General features: G+C 68.3%; 17 protein-coding genes. 5 read left to right on the forward strand and 12 right to left on the reverse strand.

Annotated features, from left to right (window positions below; translation table 11 throughout):
• Positions 1–14: 14 nt before the first annotated feature.
• From KF887_09960 to KF887_09990, 7 genes are all read right to left on the reverse strand, one after another.
• Entirely contained in the window at positions 15–221 is a 207-nt protein-coding gene (locus KF887_09960) for a DUF2892 domain-containing protein (GenBank protein QYK39803.1), read from the reverse strand.
• 78 nt (positions 222–299) lie between these two features.
• On the reverse strand, positions 300–947 hold the full coding sequence (locus KF887_09965; protein QYK39804.1) for a Crp/Fnr family transcriptional regulator: 648 nt from the start codon (positions 945–947) through the stop codon (positions 300–302).
• A complete protein-coding gene (gene mmsB / locus KF887_09970) occupies positions 944–1,816 on the reverse strand; it encodes a 3-hydroxyisobutyrate dehydrogenase (protein QYK39805.1) in 873 nt (290 codons plus the stop codon). Before mmsB ends, KF887_09965 begins: the two co-directional genes overlap by 4 nt.
• On the reverse strand, positions 1,813–2,859 hold the full coding sequence (locus tag KF887_09975; protein QYK39806.1) for an enoyl-CoA hydratase/isomerase family protein: 1,047 nt from the start codon (positions 2,857–2,859) through the stop codon (positions 1,813–1,815). The genes mmsB and KF887_09975 overlap by 4 nt, the downstream gene beginning before the upstream one ends.
• On the reverse strand, positions 2,856–3,992 hold the full coding sequence (locus tag KF887_09980; protein ID QYK39807.1) for an acyl-CoA dehydrogenase family protein: 1,137 nt from the start codon (positions 3,990–3,992) through the stop codon (positions 2,856–2,858). Before KF887_09980 ends, KF887_09975 begins: the two co-directional genes overlap by 4 nt.
• Entirely contained in the window at positions 3,977–5,044 is a 1,068-nt protein-coding gene (locus KF887_09985; GenBank protein QYK39808.1) for a nitronate monooxygenase, read from the reverse strand. Before KF887_09985 ends, KF887_09980 begins: the two co-directional genes overlap by 16 nt.
• Before the next feature lie 106 nt (positions 5,045–5,150).
• Complete coding sequence (locus KF887_09990) at positions 5,151–6,650, reverse strand: CoA-acylating methylmalonate-semialdehyde dehydrogenase (GenBank protein ID QYK39809.1); 1,500 nt, start codon at positions 6,648–6,650, stop codon at positions 5,151–5,153.
• 94 nt (positions 6,651–6,744) lie between these two features.
• Here KF887_09990 and KF887_09995 point away from each other — a divergent pair, with 94 nt between their 5' ends.
• From KF887_09995 to coaD, 4 genes are all read left to right on the forward strand, one after another.
• Positions 6,745–7,626 (forward strand): LysR family transcriptional regulator, encoded by an 882-nt coding sequence (locus KF887_09995; protein QYK39810.1) that lies wholly within the window; start codon positions 6,745–6,747, stop codon positions 7,624–7,626.
• A 196-nt stretch (positions 7,627–7,822) separates the two neighbouring features.
• A complete protein-coding gene (locus tag KF887_10000) occupies positions 7,823–8,437 on the forward strand; it encodes a hypothetical protein (GenBank protein QYK39811.1) in 615 nt (204 codons plus the stop codon).
• A gap of 107 nt (positions 8,438–8,544) precedes the next feature.
• Complete coding sequence (locus KF887_10005) at positions 8,545–8,979, forward strand: CBS domain-containing protein (protein QYK39812.1); 435 nt, start codon at positions 8,545–8,547, stop codon at positions 8,977–8,979.
• Positions 8,980–9,070: 91 nt separating this feature from the next.
• A complete protein-coding gene (gene coaD / locus KF887_10010) occupies positions 9,071–9,562 on the forward strand; it encodes a pantetheine-phosphate adenylyltransferase (GenBank protein ID QYK39813.1) in 492 nt (163 codons plus the stop codon).
• A gap of 113 nt (positions 9,563–9,675) precedes the next feature.
• Here coaD and KF887_10015 read toward each other — a convergent pair whose 3' ends face one another.
• The 4 genes from KF887_10015 to KF887_10030 form a co-directional block, all read right to left on the reverse strand.
• Complete coding sequence (locus KF887_10015; protein QYK39814.1) at positions 9,676–9,840, reverse strand: hypothetical protein; 165 nt, start codon at positions 9,838–9,840, stop codon at positions 9,676–9,678.
• A 127-nt stretch (positions 9,841–9,967) separates the two neighbouring features.
• Positions 9,968–12,529: a cation:proton antiporter gene (locus KF887_10020; protein ID QYK39815.1), complete on the reverse strand. Its 2,562-nt coding sequence runs from the start codon at positions 12,527–12,529 to the stop codon at positions 9,968–9,970.
• 90 nt (positions 12,530–12,619) lie between these two features.
• Positions 12,620–13,621, reverse strand: coding sequence for a type I glyceraldehyde-3-phosphate dehydrogenase (gap, locus tag KF887_10025; protein ID QYK39816.1), 1,002 nt, complete (start codon positions 13,619–13,621; stop codon positions 12,620–12,622).
• A 76-nt stretch (positions 13,622–13,697) separates the two neighbouring features.
• Positions 13,698–13,925: a hypothetical protein gene (locus KF887_10030; GenBank protein ID QYK43677.1), complete on the reverse strand. Its 228-nt coding sequence runs from the start codon at positions 13,923–13,925 to the stop codon at positions 13,698–13,700.
• Positions 13,926–14,095: 170 nt separating this feature from the next.
• Here KF887_10030 and KF887_10035 point away from each other — a divergent pair, with 170 nt between their 5' ends.
• A complete protein-coding gene (locus KF887_10035; GenBank protein ID QYK39817.1) occupies positions 14,096–15,049 on the forward strand; it encodes a DUF808 domain-containing protein in 954 nt (317 codons plus the stop codon).
• A gap of 514 nt (positions 15,050–15,563) precedes the next feature.
• On the opposite strand, the gene KF887_10040 is transcribed toward KF887_10035, so the two are convergent.
• Positions 15,564–22,550 carry a hypothetical protein gene (locus KF887_10040; protein ID QYK39818.1) on the reverse strand — a complete coding sequence of 2,329 codons (6,987 nt, stop codon included), beginning with the start codon at positions 22,548–22,550 and terminating at the stop codon, positions 15,564–15,566.
• Positions 22,551–22,606 lie beyond the last annotated feature (56 nt).

Genomic DNA, 22,606 nt, shown 5'->3' on the forward strand with positions numbered 1-22,606 from the left:
GCCCGTGACGCGCCTCAGCCCTTCTTCGTGGGGCAGGTGCTGATGCCCAGTACCGAGTACAGCGGGCAGGTCTGCAGCAGGCCGGTGGCCAGCGGCACGATGCCGATCAGATACAGCCAGCGCATGCTGGCCTCGCTGTTCAGGAAGAAGCCGGCGATCAGCGCAAGGCCGACGACGATGCGCAGGATGCGGTCGATTCCGCCGACGTTTGTTGCGAACATGATGGTCCTCCGATGGCGACCCGGCAGGGGTCAGGCCGTCACGCTACGCCACGGTCGGCATCCGGTCTGTGACGCAGGTCACACCCCCGCCGCGGCAAGCCGCCGCAGCCCCGCCGCATCGGTCAGCCGCACCGCACCACGGACCGTATCCACCATCCCGGCGCGCGACAGCGCACCAAGCCCGCGCGATACGACCTCGCGTGCGGTGCCGATCCGGGTGGCCAGTTCTGCCTGCGTCGCATGCACGATGTCGCCCTCGGCCAGCGACAGCAGCGCATCGGCCAGGCGGCATTCCACCCGCCCGAAGGCCACCCGCTCCAGCAGCCGTGTCATGTCCTGCATCCGGCGGGCAAAGGCGCGCAGTACATACAGGCGGAAGGCCGCGTCGCGTTCCATCAGCGTCAGGAACAGCGCGCGCGGGATCACCACGGCGCGCACCTCGGTCGCGCAGACCGCTTCGCCTGCATAGGGCTCATCGCCCAGCAGGCCCAAGGTGGACTGGATGCAGGACTGACCGGGCTCCACGGCATAAAGCAGGATCTCGCGCCCCGAGGGTCCGGCCAGGTTCACCTCGACCCGCCCCGCCAGCACGACGACAAACCCCTGCGCCGCCTCGCCCGGGCGGAACAGGAAGGTGCCGCGCGGGAATTCGCGCTCGGTCAGCGCGTCCAGTCGTGCCAGGGCATCGGCGCAGGCCGTGCCGATCGCGGCGGTCCAGCCCATCATCCCCGCCCGCGCGTCTCGAACCGCGGCAGCATCGCGCTGAAGTCCTGCCCGCGCCCGTCCTCGTCCTCGACGAAACGGCGGTACAGCGCGGTGGCCAGCTGTCCCATCGGAGTATCGGCATCGACGCCTTCGGCGGCCTGCTGGCTCAGCAGCAGGTCCTTCAGCATCAGTTCGGCGGCAAAGCCCGGGCGATAGCCGTTGTCGGCGGGTGATTGCGGGCCGACGCCGGGGGCGGGGCAATAGGTGTTCATCGACCAGGACGACCCGGACGAGGTGCTGACCACGTCGAACATCCGGTCGCGCGCAAGCCCCAGCTTGTCGGCAAGCGCAAATGCCTCGCAGGTGGCGATCATCGTGACGCCCAGGATCATGTTGTTGCAGATCTTGGCAGCCTGGCCGGCGCCTGCCTCGCCGCAATGCACCGCCTTGCGCCCCATCACGTCGAACAGGGGCCGCACCCGGTCGAAGGCCGCCGCCGGGCCGCCCACCATGAAGGTCAGCGTTCCTGCCGCCGCACCGCCCGTGCCGCCCGACACCGGCGCATCCAGTGCCATCAGCCCGGCCCCGGCCGCCTGAGCCGCCACCGCGCGGGCACTTTCGACATCGACCGTGGAACAGTCGCAAAGCACAGCGCCCGGCGCCATCGCCGGGATCACCTGTCCGGCCACCGTCCGCAGGATCGTCCCGTTCGGCAGCATGGTGACAACCACCTCGGCGTCCGCCGCCGCCGCCGCCGCGCTCTCCGCCATGGTCACGCCGGCCGGTCCCTTTCCGGTCACGTCAAAGCCCGCGACCGCATGCCCGGCGGCGACCAGGTTTGCCGCCATCGGGCCGCCCATGTTGCCCAGACCGATCACTGCCACCTTCATGCAACGTCCTCCTCGAACCGCATCATGTCCTTGCCCAGAGGCATCAGCATCCGCGCGACCTCAAGCCCGGTGACCGTGTCCGGTCCGGCGTGCCGCCAGCGCGGCGACCGGTCCTTGTCGATCACGGCGGCGCGGATTCCTTCCAGAAAGTCGCTGTGTTCCTGCGACCTGTGGGTGAACCGGTATTCCAGTTCCAGCGCCCGCCGCAGCGTCGGCGCGTCGCCCAGCCGGTGCAGCATCTCGATCGTGCAGGCCGCCGCCAGCGGCGAGACCCGTCGCAACGCCTGGCGGGTGGCGACGGCAAACGGGCTGTCCGATGCCGCAAGGCTGCGCCAGATGTCACCCAGCGTCTCGCCAGCGAAATGCGTCTCGATCTCGGCGCGGTCCGCGCACAGCGTCCCGGGCGGGGCAGGGCATGCCACGGTCTCGATCGCCGTGGCGTCGCCGGTCGCACAAAGCGCGGCAATCAGGTCGGGCCAACCCGCCTCGGGCACGAACCAATCGGCAAAGCCCGCGTCGATCGCATCGCCCGCCGCCATCCGCGCGCCGGTGGTGCCCAGGTATTCCCCCATCCGCCCCGGTGCCAGCGCCAGCAGAAAGCATCCTCCGACATCCGGCACCAGGCCGATGCCGCATTCCGGCATGGCGATGCGGCTGCTCTCGCCCGCGATGCGATGTGTGGCATGGCATCCCACGCCCACCCCGCCGCCCATTGTGAAGCCCTGCATCAGGCTGACCACCGGCTTCGGATACTCCGCGATCCGCGCGTTCATCCGGTATTCCCGCCGCCAGAACGCCTGCCCATGGCCGAAGTTTCCGGCCCGGCCTTGCGCGTAAAGCTCGGCAATGTCGCCGCCTGCGCAGAAGGCGCGTTCTCCGGCCGCGTCGATCACGATCAGGTCCACGGCATCGTCCCGCAGCCAGTCGATCAACGCGGCATCCAGCGCCCGCACCATCCCGTCGGTCAGCGCGTTCAGCGCCGCCGGACGGTTCAGCGTGATCCGCCCCGCGCGGCCGTCCCGCCGGATGATGATGTCGGTCATGCGCGGGCGCCGATCATCGAACGTGCCACGATCACGCGCATGATCTCGTTCGTGCCTTCCAGGATCTGGTGGACGCGCAGGTCGCGCACGATCTTCTCGATGCCGTAGTCGGCCAGATAGCCATAGCCACCGTGCAGTTGAAGGCACTGGTTGGCAACGTCGAAGGCGGCATCCGTGACCATCAGCTTGGCCATCGCGCAGTGCTTGGTGGCCAGCGGATGGCCTGCGTCCAGCATCATCGCCGCCTGCCGCAGGAAGGCCCGGGCCGATGCCAGCCGCACCTCGCAATCGGCCAGCCGGAACTGCAGCGCCTGGAACTCGGTCAGCCGCTGCCCGAAGGCGCGGCGGTCGCCCATGTAGCGCAGCGTCGCATCCAGCGCGGCCTGCGCCCCACCAAGCGCCGCGGCGGCGATGTTCAGGCGACCTCCATCCAGCCCCGCCATGGCATAGGCAAAGCCGCGTCCCTCCTCACCCAGCAGGTCGCCCGGCGCCCCGTCCAGCTGAACCGCGCGCGTGGGCTGCGCGCGCCAGCCCATCTTGTCCTCCAGCCCGCCGAACGACAGCCCGTCGGCACCGGCGGTCACCAGATAGGCCGAAATGCCCCGTGGCCCTTCGGCACCCGAGCGCGCCATGACGACGTAAAGATCGGAATAACCGCCGCCCGAGATGAAGGCCTTGGTTCCCGTCAGGCGCCACCCGTTGCCCCCTGCCACCGCGCGGCAGCGCAGCGCCGCCGCGTCCGATCCCGATCCCGGCTCGGTCAGGCAGTAGGACGCAACGGTCTCCATCGCGCAAAGCCCGGGCAGCAACCGGGCCTTCTGGTCGGGCGAACCGTAGCGGTCGATCATGCCCGCGACCATGTTGTGGATCGACAGGAAGGCCGACACGGCGGGGCAGGCCATGGCCAGCGCCTCGAACACCAGCGTCGCATCCAGCCGCGACAGACCCGACCCGCCATGATCCTCGGACACGTAGAGCCCGCCAAGGCCAAGCGCCCCGACCTTCGGCCACAGGTCGCGCGGGATGGTTCCCGCGGCTTCCCATGCACGGGAATGGGGGGCAATCTCGGCCTGGCCAAAGTCTCTGGCCATGTCGAAGATCGCGCCTTGCTCCTCGGTCAGGCCGAAATCCATGATGCTCTCCCTCGGATGTCCGCCAGTGCAGCGCGGGTTTCGGTGACAAGCTGCGCCACCAGATCGGCCGCGGGCACAACGCGCGCCATCGGCGCCCCCTGACCGTGAAGATGGAACTGGTGCTCGGCCGATCCGGTCGCGGCAAGGGCCTGGGTCAGCGGGCGCGGCAGCGGATAGGGGGCAAACCCGTCCGGATGCGCCGCGCCAAAGGCGGTGCGCCGCGCGCGGGCCGGGCGCCCGGAATAGGCGGCTGTCAGATGGGTGTCATCGTCGCGGGCCGACTGCAGGGTGGCGGCATGGGCGGGCGCCGTCGCCGCCTCGGGGCAGCGCAGGAACGCCGTCCCCATCTGCACCCCCGCCGCGCCCAGCGCCAGCGCCGCAGCGATGCCGCGCCCGTCCATGATCCCACCCGCGGCGATCACCGGCACGGATACGGCATGGACCACCTGCGGCAACAACGCCATCAGCCCGACGCCCCGGTCCGCAGGTTCGGCGGCGAAGGCGCCCCGGTGTCCGCCCGCCTCCCACCCCTGCGCGATCACCGCATCCACGCCCGCACCGTCCAGTTCCCGCGCCTCGTCCACGCAGGTCGCCGTGGCGATCACGGCAATGCCCGCAGACCGCAGGCGCGCGATGGCCGCGGCCCCGGGATGCCCGAAATGAAAGCTCGCCACCGCCGGAGGATGCGCCATCAGCCATTCCAGCTGCACCGCACCGAAGGCGGGGTAGGGTGCGGGCGGCAACCGGTCGGGCCTGGGCAGACCCAGGCTGTCAAAGGCGGGCCAGATGGCCGCCAGTGCGCCTGACGCAACCGAGGCGTCCGGTTCGGCATGGCAGAAGAAGTTCAGGTTGAACGCGCCGTTCGTGCGCGCCCGCAGGTCGGCGACCTGTGCGGCCATCGCGTCCGGCGCCAGCGTGGCGGTCCCCAGCGCACCCAGCCCGCCGGCATTGGTCACCGCAGCGGCCAGCGCGGGCGTGGCATAGCCTGCCATCGGCGCCTGCAGCAGGGGCAGGCGGATGCCAAGCCGTGCACAGAGGTCGGTACTGGCCAAGACGCCTCTCTCCCCTGGGGCGGTCAGGGCGCGGGGTAGCGCCCCAACCTTGCGCAAGTGTTTCGGTCGCGGGCCTGGCAAACGCGCCGACCCGGACGCTATGGCCTCAGTCCATCGCCTTGAAGTTGAAGGCGGCGCCTTCCTTGATGCCGCTCGGCCAGCGCGACGTGATCGTTTTCGTCCGTGTATAGAACCGGAAGGCATCCGGTCCATGCTGGTTCAGGTCTCCGAAGCCGGATTTCTTCCAGCCCCCGAAGGTGTGATAGGCCAGCGGCACCGGAATCGGCACGTTGATCCCGATCATCCCGATGTTCACCCGATTGGCAAAGTCGCGTGCCGTATCGCCGTCGCGGGTGAAGATCGCGGTGCCGTTGCCGTATTCATGATCCATGGCCAGCGACAGCGCCTCTTCGTAGCTCTGCGCGCGCACGGTCGACAGCACCGGTCCGAAGATTTCCTGGCGATAGATGTCCATGTCGCGGGTCACATGGTCGAACAGGTGCGGGCCCACGAAAAAGCCGTCCTCATAGCCCTGCAGCGTGAAGCCGCGCCCGTCCACGACCAGTTTCGCGCCCTGTTCGACGCCACGGTTCACCAGGCGCAGGATGTTGGCCTTGGCCGCGCCAGTCACCACCGGGCCATAGTCCACGTCCGACCCGGCGGTGTAGGGGCCGACCTTCAGCTTCTCGATCCGCGGCACCAGCCGCTCGATCAGCGCATCGGCGGTCTTGTCGCCGACCGGCACGGCAACCGAGATCGCCATGCAACGCTCGCCCGCCGCGCCATAGCCCGCCCCCACAAGCGCGTCCGCCGCCTGGTCGAGGTCGGCGTCGGGCATGATGATCATGTGGTTCTTGGCACCGCCGAAGCACTGCACGCGCTTGCCGTTCGAACAGCCACGGCCATAGATATACTGCGCGATCGGGGTCGATCCCACGAAGCCCACGGCGGCAATGGCCGGGTTGTCAAGGATAGCGTCCACCACTTCCTTGTCGCCGTTCACCACCTGCAAGACGCCGTCGGGCAGACCGGCCTCCTGAAAGATCTCGGCCAGCATCAGCGGCACCGAGGGGTCGCGCTCGGACGGCTTCAGGATGAAGGCATTGCCGCACACCAGCGCGGGGGCCATCTTCCACAGCGGGATCATCGCGGGAAAGTTGAACGGGGTGATCCCCGCCGCCACGCCCAGCGGCTGGCGCATCGAGTACATGTCGATCCCCGGGCCCGCGCTGTCGGTGAAATCACCCTTCAGCAGATGCGGCGCACCGATGCAGAATTCCACCACCTCCAGCCCACGCTGGATGTCACCCTTCGCATCCGGCAGCGTCTTGCCATGTTCCGATGACAGCGCCTCCGCCAGCTTGTCCATGTCGCGGTTCAGCAGGCGCACCACCTCCATCATCACCCGCGCGCGGCGCTGCGGGTTGGTGGCGCCCCATTTCGGCTGCGCGGCCGCAGCCGCCGCGACCGCGGCATCCAGCTCGGCCGACGAGGCCAGCGCCACGCGGGCCTGCACCTCGCCCGTGGCCGGGTTGAACACATCCGCATGGCGGCCCGACGTGCCCGGGACGCGCTTGCCGTTGATCCAGTGACCGATCTCTTTCATGGGTTCCTCCCCGAATGACGCGGTCAGGATAGGCTTGCAGAAATGCGGGATAAAGGGGCAAAGTGCCAAAGCCATCTTGCGGGAATGCAAAGCATTGGACTGGGACGATCTGCGCATCTTCCTTGCCGTGGCGCGCGCCGAAAGCCTTTCGGGCGCAGGGCAGCTGTTGCGCCTCGACCCGGCCACGGTGGGCCGCCGCATCGCCCGGCTCGAGGACCGGCTGGCGCGTCGGCTGTTCCTGAAATCACCGCAGGGCTATGCCCTGACGGATGAAGGCGCGCGCCTTCTGCCCCATGCCGAACGCGCCGAGGCCGCGATGGCGGGCGCCGAGGAGGCGGCGCGCGGCGAGGCGCAGGGTCTTTCAGGCCAGATCCGCCTCGGGGCCCCGGATGGCTGCGCCAACTACCTGCTGCCGCAGGTTCTGGCGCGCATCGCCGACGAGAACCCCGGCCTTGACCTGCAGGTCGTGGCGTTGCCGCGGGTCTTCAACCTCAGCCGGCGCGAGGCCGACATGGCCATCGGGGTCAGCCGTCCGGCCGCCGGTCGCCTGACGGTGCAGAAGATCACCGACTACCGGCTGCATCTGGCGGCATCCCGCGCCTATCTCGCCCGTGCGGGCGCGCCTGCGGTGCCCGACGACCTGCGGGGGCACCGGATGGTCGGCTACATCCCCGACATGATCTTCGACCCCGAACTCGACTACCTGGCCGCGATCGGCGTCGAGCGTGTGGCGCTCGGGTCGAACTCGATCCCGGTGCAGCTGATGTGGCTGCGCGAGGGTGCGGGGATCGGGATGGTCCATGCCTTTGCCATGCCCTACGCCCCCGAACTGGTGCCTGTGCTGCCGGGCATCGCGCTGACCCGTGCCTTCTGGCTGATCCGGCACGACGCGGACACGCGGTCGGACAGGCTGGACCGCTTCGCTTCCGCACTGGTGGCGGGTCTCAGGGCCGAAGTGGCGCGGCTGGAGCGATAGGCCACGCCCGGCCGGAAAGGCATCCGCGACGGGTGCGCGCGCATGCGGGGGCAGCCTTTCGCCGTTCCCGATGCGGGGCGTTTCGGTCCTGACCTTGCCGCACTGAAAAGACCTTGATCGGCGGGCGATGTCGGGCAATCATGCCGGCGCAAGTCCGTGTGACAGTGCCAGTAAAGGAGAAAAGTCAATGCCTTCCATGTCCGATCTCATCATTGATCTGGGCGCCAAGGGCGCCAACAAGCTGCTTCAGGTTCCGCTCAAGAAAGCCGCCATCTATTACGAGACGCACATCGACCTCTTGAAGGATGCCCTCAAGACGCTCCTGAAGGGGAACGAGATCAAGGCGCAGGTTGCAAAGCTCGAGGCAAACACGTTCGAGATCAAGCGCTCCGCCGCAGAGCTTTCCACCGAGATACCGAAAAAGCCCGAGCCTCCGAAGAAGGACGGAAAAAGCTGGGGGAAGTCGAAGAAGCACACCTCCTACAAGGCCGCGATGGAAGCCTATGTCGAGGGCATAACGCTCGTCATCGTGACGCTGGAGGACTACATCAAGACAGCCGAGGCGGCGCAGAAGACGATCGCGAAAGCCATGCAGGACTTTCAGGATGCCGCACAGGAGGCCCAGCAGCAGAAGGGCACCTGGGCGAAACTGCTGACCGTGTCGCATCTGGATGCCTTGCAGACCATGATTACGAACGACGCTGCGACCCAGACCGCGATCAGCAAGGTCATCGCCGACAAGCAAGCGGTTCTGAGCGCCTACAAGAAGGCGCTTGGCCCGGCCATGAAGGAGGCGAACGCCGCGAAGTGACCCGCCCGACGCAGGGCGCAGTCCTGCGCGGGGAATGGCCGACTTGACAGGGTGGCGCACGCGATAGACCCTTGCCTATCGACAGGTCATTGGGAAGGGAGGCCCGGATGCTGGTCCAGCAGATCCTCAAATCGAAATCCGACGACGGTGTCGTGACGGTCGCCCCCGGCACGACGCTTGCCAAGGCGGTCGAACTCCTCTCGGCGCGGCGCATCGGCGCGGTGATCGTGTCGGCGGACGGCAAGCGGGTGGCAGGCATCCTGTCGGAGCGCGACGTCGTGCGCGAGCTTGGGCGACGGGGCGCGGTCTGCCTGTCGGACCAGGTGGATGACGTGATGACCGCCCGCATCATCGGCTGCCGCGTCACCGACACGGCAGAGGACGTGATGCAGAAGATGACCGACGGCCGTTTCCGCCACATGCCGGTGATGGAGGGGGACGAGATGGTGGGGCTCATCTCGATCGGCGACGTGGTGAAGGCGCGGCTGGGCGAACTGGCGATGGAGAAGGACGCGCTGGAGGGGATGATCAAGGGGTTCTAGCGCCTGTCCGCGGGCGCGGCCGACTGGCCCCTTGCAAAGCCGCGCGCAATATCGTTGCGTGCCCGTCGCAGGCGCCATCCCTGGAGGACCCATGCGCATCGGACTTTACCCGGGCACCTTCGATCCCGTGACACTCGGGCATGTCGATATCATCGGACGCGCGATGGCGCTGTGCGACAGGCTGGTGATCGGGGTTGCGATCAACCGCGACAAGGGGCCGCTGTTCAGCCTGGAGGAGCGCGTGGCGATGGTCGAGACCGAGATCCGGCCCATCGCGGCGCGGGCCGGCGGCGAGATCGTGGTGCATCCGTTCGAGAACCTGCTGATCGACTGCGCCCGCGACGTGGGCGCGACCTTCATCATCCGCGGCCTGCGTGCGGTCGCGGATTTCGAGTACGAGTTCCAGATGGTCGGGATGAACCGGGCGCTGAACCACGATATCGAGACGGTGTTCCTGATGGCCGACGCGCAGCGGCAGGCGATCGCGTCGAAGCTTGTCAAGGAAATCGCCCGGCTGGGCGGTGACGTGTCGAAGTTCGTGCCGGCGCCGGTGGCGGCCGCGCTGAAGGCGCGGTTCGGCTAGGCGCGGAGGCGTCCCATCGTGGGACGCTTTTCGCGCCCAGCAAGATCAATGGCTTGGCAGCGCGGATTAACCCTTTGTCAAGGTTTGGCCGCGACGGCGGCGGGAGGGCCGCGTCAGTCGCCGTAGACGGCGCGGCGCGCGATCCGGTCGGCGTCGCCCGGGAAGATGTCCAGATCCAGCGCCACATCCAGCGGCAGGCGGGCGATTTCGTCCCGGGTGCGCAGGTAGCGGGCGTGGTCGTGCAGGCGGGTTTTCAGGTCTTCGATGATCCGTGTCATGCGGGGTCTCCTTCTTCGTTCTGCCGCGCCTCCCTCCCTTGAGGGCGCGGTATGCGTGAAAGATGGAGCCTAGGGCCGCGATATGCCAGAGCCTTGGCCGGCGTGGCGCCATGTGCCGGGTGCATGGCTATTCCGCCGGGTGCAGGGCGCGTTGCAGCCAGGCCAGCGGCGAACGGCCCGGGCCGGTGCGCGGCGCAAAGATCGCGGGGTCCAGCGTGACACCGCGCTTGCCCGCACGTTCCTCGACCAGCCGCCGAAGGCCCGGATTCTCGCGCACGAGGTCGAGGAACCGCGCCTCGTCCAGCACCAGAAGCGTGCAATGGGTGATCGCCGTCACCCGCGCCCGCCGCGCCCGCCGCAGCAGCAGCGCCAGTTCCCCGAACATCTCGCCCCGGCCAAGCCGGGTGACCTGCCCGGCCTGCAGCATCTCGATGGCGCCGGAGGCCAGGAAATACACCGAGCGCGCGACTTCCTCGTGCCGCAGGATCACGTCGCCGGGCGCCACATAGACGGTGCGCAGGCGGCTGGCCAGCCGTTCCTGCGCGGTCGGCTCCATCTCGGCGAACAGCGGAAAGCGGCGCACCAGATCGCCCTTCTGCAGATCGAGATCAAGGCGCGGCCGCGCCGCCAGCGTGGCGCGGCCCGTTGCCACCTCGGCCATCAGCGCCTTGTGCAGTTCCGGCCCGATCAGCCCGTCCTCGGTCAGCGCCTGGTATTCGCGGGCCTCCTGCGCCAGCGTCGTGCGGCGGATCAGTCGGCGTTCCAGCCGGTCGGCATAGCCGGGAAACTGCAGGCGCAGCCCTTCGAGCGCCTTGTCCACATCGTCGCCGCGCCGGTCGAGCAGGTCATGCAGCAGATCGGCCACCCGCCGCCCGTGAATCCGCAGGATGCGCCGGTCGATGAAGCCGTGCAGGGCCCGCAACACCTGGCTGAGCGCCACGAGCTGCTCGAACCGGTCCTCGGTCAGCCGTTCCAGCGGGGCCGAGACCCGCAGCCGGTGATGCAGCGCCTCGGCCAGCCGGTGCGTGCGGCCGGTGCGGATGGCGGATTTCGACGTGACGCGATATCCCGACCGCCCGTCGACCCGCGTCGCCTCGATCAGGCGGTCTGCATCGGCCAGCAGCCGTTCTGCCAGCCGGGCGGGCATCAGATCGTCGCGGAAGGCGGCAAGGATGATGTCGCGTTCCTGCCCCGCCAGCGCGACCAGTCCCAGGGTCACGCGGTCCTTGTCGAGGATGTCGCGCGCCTCGTCCGCGCGGTCCACGGCGCCGCCCAGCCGTTCGCCGAAGCGCTTGGCCTCATCCCGCACGATGGCGGGCTGGAGATCGAGCTGCCGTGTCGTTTCGGCCACCGTCTCGCGCACCGACTGGAGGGCGACCGCGACCACCTGGTCGGCCAGCGCCCGGTCGAGCGGCGACAGCCGGTCCAGCCCCAGCCAGTGGATCAGCGGGCGCAGGGTGGTGCCCTGCACCAGCAGGGTGATCAGCGTGAAGCCCACGGCGATCACGCCGACCTGCCGCTTCACCTCGGCCGGGACACCGAAGCTTTCGGTGACAGCCAGCGCCAGCGCCAGCGTCACCGCGCCGCGCAGCCCGCCCCAGAGGATCGCCACGCGGTAGGGCGGATCGACCCGGGGCGAGAGCCGCGCCACCGTCAGGAGCGGCAGAAGGCCGTAGAGCACCAGCGCCCTTGCCATCAGCGCCGCCAGCGCGGTGACCAGGATCAGCCCCAGATCCTTCAGCGTCATCGAGGGCACCAGTTTGGGCACCAGCAGCGCGGCCAGAACGAAGATCAGCCCGCCCGCCCAATAGGCCATCAGCCCCCAGGCATCGCGCAACTGCGCCAGCGCGGGGGGCGACAGCCGGCCCGGGGCCAGGAAGTTCACCGTCATCCCGGCCGCCACCACCGCCACCACGCCCGAGGCCCCGACGATCCGATCGGCCAGGATGTAGGACGCGAAGGGCAGGGCGAGCGAGATCGTCACCTGCCCCAGCGGATAGGGCGCGATGCGCCCCATCGCCGCCACGGCAATGCGCCCCATGAACCAGCCCACCGCCGCCCCGGCGACGATGATGAACGGAAAGCGCGACAGCGCCAGCAGGATCTCGGGTTCCTCGACGCGGCGGATCACGTCGGTCAGGAACACGCCGAACAGCGCGATGGCGGCGGCGTCGTTCAGCAGGCTTTCGCCCTCGACGATGCGGGCAAGCCGCTGCGGCGCGGGGGTCGCGCGGAAGATCGAGACGACGGCCGAGGGATCGGTGGTGGACACGATCGCCGCGATCAGCAGGCAGCCGATCAGCGGCAGCCCCGAGATCGGCCAGAGCGCCAGCGCGATCACCGCCGTCGCCACCAGCACCGCCACCACGGCGAGCGTCAGGATCGGCACCCAGTCGTCCAGCATGCGCCGCAGGTTCAGCGTCAGCGAGACCTGGAAGATCAGGATCGGCAGGAACACATACAGGAACACGTCCGACGAGATCGGCAGCCGCAGGATCGCCAGCGCCACCGGGTTCAGCGCGTCGGTCAGCGGTGTCGCCCAGAACCAGGACGCGCCCGCGCCGATGGCGATGCCCAGCACGGCCAGCACCACGGAAGCTGGGAGCCGCAGTCGGTCGGCCACCGGCTCGGTCAGCGCGATGACGAAAATGAGGCCGGAAAGAACGCCGAGGAGAACCGCAATGTCCATGCCTCTAGATGCGGCACGGGCGGGGGCTAGGAAAGATGCGGGCCGGTAAATTTTCGTGACCGGCCCGCAACATGTGCCATGGGGCGTGCGTCAGATCAGCTTGCCCATCGCCACCGCCGTATCGGCCATGCGGTTCGAGAAGCCCCATTCGTTGTCGTACCACGACAGCACCGACACGAAGGTTCCGTCCATCACCTTGGTCTGGTCCATGTGGAACACGCTGGAATGCGGGTCATGGTTGAAGTCGGACGAGACCAGCTTTTCCAGGGTATAGCCCAGAATGCCCTTCATCGGCCCGTCGGCGGCGGCCCTGATGGCGGCGTTGACCTCGTCCACCGTCGTGGCGCGCCGGGCGATGAACTTCAGGTCCACCACGCTGACGTTGGGGGTCGGCACGCGCATGGCGAAACCGTCCAGCTTGCCCTTCAGTTCGGGCAGCACCAGGCCCACGGCCTTGGCCGCCCCGGTCGAGGTCGGGATCATCGACAGCGCGGCGGCGCGGGCGCGGTACAGATCCTTGTGCATCGTGTCGAGCGTCGGCTGGTCGCCGGTGTAGGAATGGATGGTCGTCATCATCCCCTTCTCGATGCCGATAGCCTTGTGCAGCACCGAGGCCACCGGCGACAGGCAGTTGGTGGTGCAGGAGGCGTTCGACACCACCACGTCATCCTTCGTCAGCGTGTCGTGGTTGACGCCGTAGACGATGGTCTTGTCGGCCCCGTCGCCGGGCGCCGAGATCAGCACCCGCTTTGCGCCGGTGGACAGATGCGCCATGCACTTGTCCTTGGATGTGAAGATGCCGGTGCATTCCATGATGATGTCGACGTCCGACCAGGGCAGTTCGGCCGGGTTGCGGATCGCCGTCACGCGCATCGGCCCCCGGCCGACGTCGATGGTGCTTTCCGTCGTGGTCACGGTGGCGGGGAAGCGGCCATGCACCGAATCGTAGCGCAGCAGATGCGCGTTGGTCTCGACCGGGCCGAGATCGTTGATCGCCACGACCTGGATGTCGGTGCGTCCCGATTCCACGATGGCGCGCAGCACGTTGCGCCCGATCCGTCCGAAGCCGTTGATGGCCACTTTCACCGTCATGTCCCAGTCCTCCTTGACCTCGGGGTCCGCCGGACCCCTGTTTGCGCTAACACCGGCAGAGCCCGCCGATCAATCCCTATCGCCAGAACGCCGCATATTCGATCAGCGACACCAGCTTGCGGCCCAGAAACAGCGTGGCCGTGCCGCCGTTGGCCACCTGATCGGCGACGGCGGCCGCCACGATCACGAGGCCAAGCACAAGGGCGGCGCGGTTCGACATGGGCTGACCCGTCTGCAAGGCGTTTCGCCCGTGTTCATAGCCAATTGCCATGCCCTGCGCCATCCGTTCTGCCGCCGCGCGCATCTGTTGGCGGCTGTCCGGCCTTTTGGCGGGGCGGGGCGGGCGGGCGCAAGGGGCAGGGTGCCGCACCGCCCCCAATTGCCGCGCTGCGGGAGCTGGCGCGGCGCGGGCGGCGGCGCTAGCGTCGCGCGAGGCGGCTCCGGCGGTCGGACCGGCCTCTGCGGGGTGCGGGGATGAGCGGGCTTCTGGCGCTGCTGGATGATGTGGCGGCCATCGCCAAGGTGGCGGCCGCCTCGGTCGACGACATTGCCGGGGCGGCGGCCAAGGCGGGGGCCAAGGCGGCGGGCGTGGTGATCGACGATGCGGCCGTGACGCCGAAATACGTCACCGGGTTCTCGGCCGACCGCGAACTGCCGATCATCGGCCGCATCGCGCTCGGCTCGCTGAAGAACAAGCTGGTCTTCCTGCTGCCCGGGCTTCTGGCGCTGGACGCGGTCCTGCCGCAGGCGATCACCCCGCTGCTGATGCTGGGGGGCGCCTACCTGTGTTTCGAGGGGGCGGAAAAGGTGTTCCACGTCCTGTTTCCGCATGGCGACGCACATGTCGAGGCCGACCATGCCACCGGCGACCCGGCGCATCTGGAAGAGGCCAAGGTCGCGGGCGCGATCAAGACCGATTTCATCCTGTCGGCCGAGATCATGACCATCGCGCTGGCCGAGATCCCCGCCACCTCGATCTGGCAGGAGGCGGTGACGCTGGCCGTCGTGGGCGTGCTGATCACGGTCTTCGTCTATGGCGCCGTGGCGCTGATCGTGAAGATGGACGACATCGGCCTGCACATGGCCGCCACCGGGCGGACGCGGCCCTGGCGTGCCATGGGGCGGGGGCTGGTGCAGGGCATGCCGGTGCTGCTGCGGGTGCTGTCCACGGTCGGCACGGCGGCGATGCTGTGGGTCGGCGGGTCGATCGTGATCCACGGGCTCGAGGTGCTGGGGGCGGGCTGGCTGGGCCATCACATCCATGACTGGGCGGCGGCGGTGGCGCATCTGGTGCCGCCGGCCGAGGGGTTCGTGGAATGGCTGGCCAAGGCCACGATGGACGGGGTGTTCGGGCTGGGCCTGGGGGTGCTGCTGATCCCGCTGGCCACCCGGGTGATCGCACCGTTCTGGCGGCGCATGGCGGGGTAGGCAGGCGCCCGGGTGCACAGGTTCCGTGAGGGACCCATCCTGACAGTCCAGCGTGATCGCAGGACGGCATGCGCAGGCCAGGGTGTGCAACGCGGCGCCGGTCAGGTGGCGGCCATCCAGGCGGTCCTCGACCAGATGCGGCGCGAGGCCGTCGTGGCCGGTGCCCGGCTAATCGAAGCGGAGGAGGCCATCGAGGCGGCCTTTCGGGCAGGCGATCTGGATGACGACCGCCTGCGCGTGCCGATCGCGGGGGCTGAGGCCGCGCGGGGGGAGCCCCGATTCATCCATCGCCTGCGTCCGATGGTGGGCGCTGACGCAGGGCTCCGTCGCCGCCACGCGGGGCGGCTGGTCCGCCATGACCCGTGCGACATGCGGCCGGATCGGTGCCGATTCCGGCGACCTCTCACGTCTCAGCTTCAACCTGCAACACATTGATCTGGTGTGCGGAAGGGATACGGCCACAGGTTCGTTCGCGGATCGGCCCGTCGATACGGGCCGGGCGGGGGTGATCCCGTCAGAGGATGAAGTCGTCAGGCTGGAGCATCGACAGCGCCAACCCGTCCAGCAGCACCGATCCCTGCCCACCCACGAGCGAGAGGTCGATCAGCACCCCGTCTTCCGTGTCGGACAGGGCGCCGCTTGCGGATAGCGCCGCGTCGTCGCCGATGCCGAGGCCGGACAGATCGATCCTGTCCACACGCGTGGTGAAGTCGGTGATCCGGTCCGCCCCGCCATGATCGCCGTGGAAGACGAAGACGTCCCGCCCACCGCCGCCCGTCAGCACGTCGTCACCATCGCCGCCGTTCAGCGTGTCGTTCCCGGCCCCGCCGATCAGTGTGTCCTGACCCTCACCTCCGTCGAGGAGGTCGTTGTCATGCTCGCCACGCAGCAGGTCATCGCCGTCGCCGCCATAAAGCGAGTCATTGCCTCCGCCGCCCCTCAGGCTGTCGTTGCCGGTGCCGCCGTCAAGCACGTCATCACCGGCGTCGCCGCGCAGGAAATCCTCGCCGTCCCCTCCCTCCAGCGTGTCATCGCCATCGCCACCCAGAAGCAGGTCGTCACCGGTGCCGCCCTGGATCAGGTCGTTGCCCGCCTCACCAAAGAGCGTGTCGTGGTCCGCCCCGCCGTCAAGGCGGTCATCCCCGTCACCGCCCCGGATCGTGTCGTTGCCGTCGCCCCCGGACAGGTCGTCGTTGCCGACGTCACCAAAGAGCAGGTCGTCGTCAGCCTCGCCCTGCAGCGTATCGGCCCCCTCGCCGCCGCGCAGGGTATCGCTGCCGTCCCCGCCCTGCAGCAGATCGTCGTCGGCGTCGCCGAACAGCAGATCGTTGTCCGAACCGCCGACAAGCGTGTCATTGCCCGCGCCGCCCCGCAGCGTGTCTGTCCCCGATCCGCCCTGAAGGACATCGTCGCCCGCGTCGCCCCCCAGCCGGTCATTGCCGCTGCCGCCGAAGATCGTGTCGCCGCCATCCCCGCCGCGGAGCGTGTCATGCCCCTGTTCGCCCCGCAGCACATCGTTGCCCGCAGAGCCAAGCACCAGGTCATCCCCGACCATGCCGCGCAGGAAGTCGTCGCCAGCCCCGCCCCGCAGCGTGTCGTTGCCGTCGTTGCCGATCAGCGTGTCGTTGCCGAGGCCGCCGATGATTTCGTCATGGCCGCTGCCGCCAAGGATGGAGTCATCGCCCCGCAGGGCCTGAACGCGGTCGCCAAGTTCCGAGAGGACAATGAAATCGGCGGCGGCGGACCCTTGCGGCATCACCCGGTCAAAGCCGAAGTTCTGGGGCAGCAGGTCGGTCAGATCCAACCCGACGAGAGTCAGGCTTGCGCCCTCGCCCAGTGCGATGACAACGTCATCTCCGCTCTGGCTGGCCGCCGCCAGCAGGTCCGCGAAGCTGGCAAACGGGGCCGCCGTCAGCAGGACAACGGTGCCGCCGGTGCCTTTCTGGAACCCCTCGATCCGGTCATGGCCGCCGCCCGGGCCGATCTCGACGGTATCCTTGCCGCCGCCGGTGACGACGGTTTCATCCCCGGGGCCAAGCAGGAAATGTTCGGGCAGGAAGCTGCCCTGCAAGAGCGGCCCGCCCGTGATGACCGCAATCCCCGCCGCCGCATAGACCTCGGCCCGGGTCATCGGACCGTCGGCAAAGAGATACAGTTCGATCCCGCGCAGGGGGGCGTCGAAGGTGCCCCTGATGGTCAGGGTTTCGCCGCTATCGAGGATGGTGATGACAAGGTCGGAGGTGCCGTCGGGGCGCGAGAAGGCGACGTCGGCCCTGGTCAGGCCCGGCAGCCGCAGCGTATCGCCCGGCCCGTCATGCGGCGCCTCATAGGGATCGCCGCCCTCCTCCCCTTCGGCAGGGCCATATTCGGTGGTGGTCTCCTCGATCACGTCATGGCCGTCGCCGCGCGTCCAGACATAGGTGTCGGCGCCTTCGCGGCCGTCCATCACATGCTCGCCCGGGCCGGAACGCAGGATTTCGGACCAGTAGTGGCCGGTGATCCGCCCGCCCTCGGGCAGGCCCGTGATCGTGGACAGGGCCGGCAGTTGCGGGGCGAAGAGGATGGTGCCGTCCTGAAAGCGGATCGCCTCGATGTTGCCCCCGCCGAACTGGTTCGGCAGGCGGATTTCCTCGCCGGTGGCCAGCACACGGATGATCAGATCCAGGGGCGCGTCGCCGGGTCGGATCAACGCCACCGCTGCCGGGCCGGGCACATCGACGAGGTCCAGCAGGTCAAGGTCATCCCATACCCCGCTGTCCTCGATCACGTCGTTGCCGTCACCGATGCGCCAGATGTAGCGGTCCGATCCGTCCGCCCCATCCAGATGGTCGGGCCCGCCCTTGCCCTCCAGCGTTTCCCAGTCCGGACCGCCAAGGATCGTGTCCTCACCGGCCGTGCCTGGCGTCAGCGAGGCGTTGGCGATGCCGTTGCGGTTCAGTGTCACGTCATCGAAGACAAGCGACCGGACGCCCAGAAGAAACGCCCCGTCTGCCGGGGCGTGCTGGCCTGTGACACGCAGCACCTCGGCGCTGGCGATGATCGTGACCAGAAGGTCATCGCCGTCGCGCGACAGCATCACATCGGACCGGTTCAACCCTTCAAGGCGGACCATGTCGCGCCCGGTATCGCGGGAGCGGTCGATCACCGTGTCGTTGCCCGATCCGGCCCCGAAGTAATAGATTTCATCCGTGTTGTTCAGCCCGGTGATCGTGTCATCACCCGCCCCGCCATCGACGGGGCCGGTCGCGGTGATCGCGTCGTTGCCCGGGCCGCCGTAGATCCTGGCCATGGCGATCAGATCGGCCTCGGTCCAGATCGTGCCGTCGTCGAAACGCACCTCCTGGATCGTCCGCAGGGTCGCCGAGCCCGATCCGGTCAGCAGTTGCCAGGGCAAGAGGACGCTGTCGCCGTTGCCATAGTGCAGCCGGGCGTCAAGACTGTCATGCGAGACCCGCTCGATCCGGACATCGCCGGGCAGGACCCCCTCCAGACGCAGGACGTTCACCCGGACCTCGTTGCTCAGGGCCGGGTCGTTGATCGTGTCCATTCCGTCGCCGGGACGAAGGACATAGGTGTCCGATCCGGCCCCGCCGCGCATGAGGTCGTTGCCCGGCCCGCCGATGATCGTGTCACTCTGGCCCGATCCGTCGATCGTGTCGGCCCCGGCGGAGCCGCGATAGGCCGCCGCCGCCTGCATCGCCGCCTCGTTCCAGACGGTGCCGTCGGCGAATTCGAAGAACTCCATCCGCCGCGTCGTGACAGTGCCGAACTGCACCCGCACGATCAGCGTCTCGCCGGTTTCGAGGATGCGGATCACCAGATCGTTGCCGATACGGGTGAACTCCAGGTCCTCGGGGTTCAGGTCGATCAGCCGCAGCCGGTCGATGCTGCGGTGGCTGTTCTCGCCCGTGGTCTCGTTGATCTCGTCATTGCCCTCGCCCGCGCCCCAAAGGTAAAGGTCGCTGCCCGCGCCGCCGTTCATCACCTGATTGCCGGGGCCACTGGTGAAGGTGTCGTCGCCCGTGGTGCCGTTCAGCGCACCATCGGCGCCGGTGCCGCTGACCGCGTTGCCCGTGCCGCTTTCAGGGATGATCAGCGCGGCGACCTGCAGGGCGGTCAGCGTCACGTCGTCAAAGACGAAGCGGTTGATCGTGTCGCCCCCTGCCGCCGCCATCTGGTTGACAAGGGTGATGGTGCCGTTGGGCAGGGTCAGGATTACTGTGTTGCCGCTGCGCGCCCAGCTTGCCTCGGCCGCCGTCACCCCGTTCAGCACCAGCGTATCGGTCTGCGCCAACTGGCCGCCGTTCCGGATCGTGGTGTTCACGGTGATCCCGGCGGGCATGACATAGGTGTCGGTTCCCGACCCGGCGGACAGGGTGTCGTCGCCCTCCGACAGGGTCAGGACCTCGTCGGCACTGGTGCCGGTGATGCTGTCGTTGCCCGGTGTCGAAAGCTGGGCAAAGGCCAGCGTGTGCAGGTCCCTTGCCGTGATCACCGTGCCGTCATCGAACAGGACTTGCTCGATGCGGTACTGCACCGCGCCACCGAAAAAGCCGGTGGAATGCTGCCCGACCAGCCGGATGCTGTCGCCCGGCCCGCCATTGGCAAAGGTCAGCACCAGATCGGCCCCGTCGCGCGTCAGGATCAACTGGTCGGGGGTCGTGCCCATCAGCACAAGCCGGTCAACGACCGTGCTGGAGAAGTTTGAAAACGGTTCGTTGATGGTATCCGCCCCGCCGCCCGGCACCTCGTAGACATAGGTTTCGGCCCAGGACTGGCCGGTAAAGGTCTCGTCGGCCCCGGTGCCATGGAAGCGGAACGGATCGAAGGTCAGCACGGCGCCGTCGCCGGTGATGACCTCGATCGTCACGTCCAGCGGATTGAAGCCGGTGATCGTGATCGTCCCCCCGTTGGCAAAACGGATCACCGCGCCCGTGTCGGCCGCGACCTTGCGCATGTCGATCTGGAAGGCCTGACTGTCGGGGGCGAAGATGCGGACGCTGCCGCGCAGCCCGGACAGGTCAACGGTGTCGTCGCCGTCGCCTGCGCGATAGACCAGGGCCAGGCGTTTCTGCAGGTATCCGAATTCCGAGGCGAAGGAAAATGCGTCATCCCCCGCCCCGCCATCGACGATGACCGACGGATACAGCCGGCCAATCGCACCATCCAGATCGATGGACAGCGCATTGTCCCCCGCATCCCCGACGAACACCCGGTAGGCCAGACGCGCCTCTTCCGCATAGGCGCGCAGGAACGGATCGGTCAGGTAGCGGTCAAGCACACCCGTGACCATCTCGTCAAAGTCCGCGCGACCCGAGGGCAAGTTCGGGAAATACTCGCCCCGCAGCGCCATGATCAGGGGCGCCACCGCGTCGAGATGCGTCATGGCGGCATCCCTGCCGTCGGGCATGCGGTTGACGATTTCATAGACCAGCCGTTCCAGCCCGCCGGTCACGAACCCCCATTGCGGATCGACGCTGAGGAAGGACAGCGCGAAGAACGGATTCTGTGGAACGGCAAGGCTTTCCTCGATTGTCGCGGCCTGCGCATGCAGGGCCCGCGTCAGGTCGATGCCGAAGCGCAGGGCCAGCGACAGGATGGCGGCATTGTAGGCGTCCTCGATCTGCATGACCTGCGACTGCAGTTCGGGCGGCGCGGCGGTGGTGCCCGTGATCGCGGCGAGGAAGGCAAACTTCTGCGGGTTCAAGCCAAGATCGGCCGGTTCGGTGGTCACCCCGGCGACCCCGGCCCAGTGCAGGGCCATGGTCTCGAACGCGGCCAGGAACTCGGCTCCGCGGACGGTTCCGGCCAGCGGCACGAGCGACTCGACCATGGCGCGCAGGGCGGCATCGCCCGATACCGCCACCCACAGGTCCGGCATCGTGCCGAAGCCCTTGATGTTGGGCAGGGCAAGGAGGCTCGCGTCCAGTTCGAACCCGTCGGGATAGGTGCTGCGCGAAAACAGCGTGTCGATGCCGAAGAACACCGCCGCCGTCCCGCGCACCTCTCCCGCAACGGTCTGGTAGGTGCTGCTGGAAAAGATCAGGCTGTCGTTTCTGACGACATTGCCGGGAAGGGCCGTCAGCGAGATCGACACGATCCCGGCTTCTTCCATCGTCTGGATTTCGTTCGCGCTGCTGGACCCGCTCTGGTCGATGTCGCGCCAGACGCGCAGGCTTTGCCAGATCGCGTCACTGGCGTCGATGATGCCGTCGCCGTTGTCGTCGTTCTTCGCCAGATCGGTCAGCGCGTCGATGAAGGTGTCACCGAAAAGTTCTGCCTGGGTGCTGATCAGCCCGTCGCCGTCCAGATCGCGGCCAAGGATGCCGTCGTCGGGGCCGACCCAGCTTGTCAGGGTGCCGACGCCGCTGCCGTCGGCATCGAAGAACACCGGCGGGTTGTTGAGGCTGGTCAGTTCGATCCCGTCGCCGTCAAGGTCAAGGATCAGCGGGTCGCGCGGGCGATACTGGCTGGGCGAAGGCAGGCCGGGGCCAAAGCCGCTGCCTTCGCCCGGACCGCCGCCGCCTCCCCCGCCGCCTCCCCCGCCACCACCACCGCCGCCACCGCCGCCGCCGTTGCCAGACGGCAATCCCCAGATGTCGCGGAACTGGTCGAGGAACTGTTGCACCTCATTGTAGGCTTCCTGGATCCTCTCGAATTCCTCCTCGCTGGTCGGCCCGGGAGGGTCCGGCTGCGGCGGGGCCGGGGGGGTCGTGGGCGGCGGCGCGAGACCGGGATTTTCCAGAACCGCCTGGGACTGGTCGGGGTCGAGGTTCAGGGTATCCCATGTGTCCGTCGGTTCGATCACCACGGGCTGGATCGGCGGGGCCTCGGTGCCGCCGGAATTGCCCGGTGTGCCACCCGTGTTGCCGGTGGAGCCTGACCCGCTCTGGCTTGAGGCCGGGTCGGGAGGATCATACAGAACCACCGGCAGCCCGGTGCTGGCGGCCTGGTTCAAGGCATTGTTGATCGTGTCGATCAACACGTTGAACTGCGCGGTGGCGTTCTGGATCACCGTCAGCGCCGCCCCTGCCGCACTCAGCCCGACCGAGGCCAGCGCCAACGGCACAAGGGCGGGCGCCGTGGACCCGACCAGCCCCGCCGTCCCCACGATGGTGGACAGGGCACCCGCCGCCGCCGTCAGCCCCAGCCCGATATTGCCCGCAAGCGAGCCGACCGAGGCAAGCCCGCCCTGCAGATCGCCCATGGAATTCAGCTGGGTCAGGTTGGCCGAAAGCTGACGCATGTTCTGCAGCGAGGCAAAGGCACCGTCCAGCAGCACCAGAATCGAGACCGCCGACGAGGCGTTCGAGATGGCCCCGCTTTGGGACGCCTGGTACAACTCGGACTGTGCCGTGCTGACCATGTTGATGATCTGGTCGGTGATGCCGAACATCGAGTTCGCGGCAGCAAAGTCGGACGACAGACCCCGAGACACAAGGAAGGCGCTGAAATCTTGGTGGCCGGCACTCTGGGCGATCTGGTCGAGGTAATAGCTCATGGCCGTCTCCTGCCGCAAAAAACGAACTCTGGGGGCACCAATCCATGCCTGCCCCG

Source organism: Paracoccaceae bacterium (assembly GCA_019454225.1).
Taxonomy (GTDB): domain Bacteria; phylum Pseudomonadota; class Alphaproteobacteria; order Rhodobacterales; family Rhodobacteraceae.

What these genes read in the sequence shown, in the direction of transcription:
- KF887_10040 (QYK39818.1), bottom strand. Translation starts at nt 22,550, where the DNA reads ATGAGCTATTACCTCGACCAGATCGCCCAGAGTGCCGGCCACCAAGAT.
- KF887_10030 (QYK43677.1), bottom strand. Translation starts at nt 13,925, where the DNA reads ATGCGCGCGGCGGCAGAACGGATGGCGCAGGGCATGGCAATTGGCTAT.
- KF887_09960 (QYK39803.1), bottom strand. Translation starts at nt 221, where the DNA reads ATGTTCGCAACAAACGTCGGCGGAATCGACCGCATCCTGCGCATCGTC.
- KF887_09980 (QYK39807.1), bottom strand. Translation starts at nt 3,992, where the DNA reads ATGGATTTCGGCCTGACCGAGGAGCAAGGCGCGATCTTCGACATGGCC.
- KF887_10000 (QYK39811.1), top strand. Translation starts at nt 7,823, where the DNA reads ATGTCCGATCTCATCATTGATCTGGGCGCCAAGGGCGCCAACAAGCTG.
- KF887_09975 (QYK39806.1), bottom strand. Translation starts at nt 2,859, where the DNA reads ATGACCGACATCATCATCCGGCGGGACGGCCGCGCGGGGCGGATCACG.
- KF887_09965 (QYK39804.1), bottom strand. Translation starts at nt 947, where the DNA reads ATGATGGGCTGGACCGCCGCGATCGGCACGGCCTGCGCCGATGCCCTG.
- KF887_10035 (QYK39817.1), top strand. Translation starts at nt 14,096, where the DNA reads ATGAGCGGGCTTCTGGCGCTGCTGGATGATGTGGCGGCCATCGCCAAG.
- KF887_09990 (QYK39809.1), bottom strand. Translation starts at nt 6,650, where the DNA reads ATGAAAGAGATCGGTCACTGGATCAACGGCAAGCGCGTCCCGGGCACG.
- gap (QYK39816.1), bottom strand. Translation starts at nt 13,621, where the DNA reads ATGACGGTGAAAGTGGCCATCAACGGCTTCGGACGGATCGGGCGCAAC.
- KF887_10020 (QYK39815.1), bottom strand. Translation starts at nt 12,529, where the DNA reads ATGGACATTGCGGTTCTCCTCGGCGTTCTTTCCGGCCTCATTTTCGTC.
- mmsB (QYK39805.1), bottom strand. Translation starts at nt 1,816, where the DNA reads ATGAAGGTGGCAGTGATCGGTCTGGGCAACATGGGCGGCCCGATGGCG.
- KF887_10015 (QYK39814.1), bottom strand. Translation starts at nt 9,840, where the DNA reads ATGACACGGATCATCGAAGACCTGAAAACCCGCCTGCACGACCACGCC.
- coaD (QYK39813.1), top strand. Translation starts at nt 9,071, where the DNA reads ATGCGCATCGGACTTTACCCGGGCACCTTCGATCCCGTGACACTCGGG.
- KF887_10005 (QYK39812.1), top strand. Translation starts at nt 8,545, where the DNA reads ATGCTGGTCCAGCAGATCCTCAAATCGAAATCCGACGACGGTGTCGTG.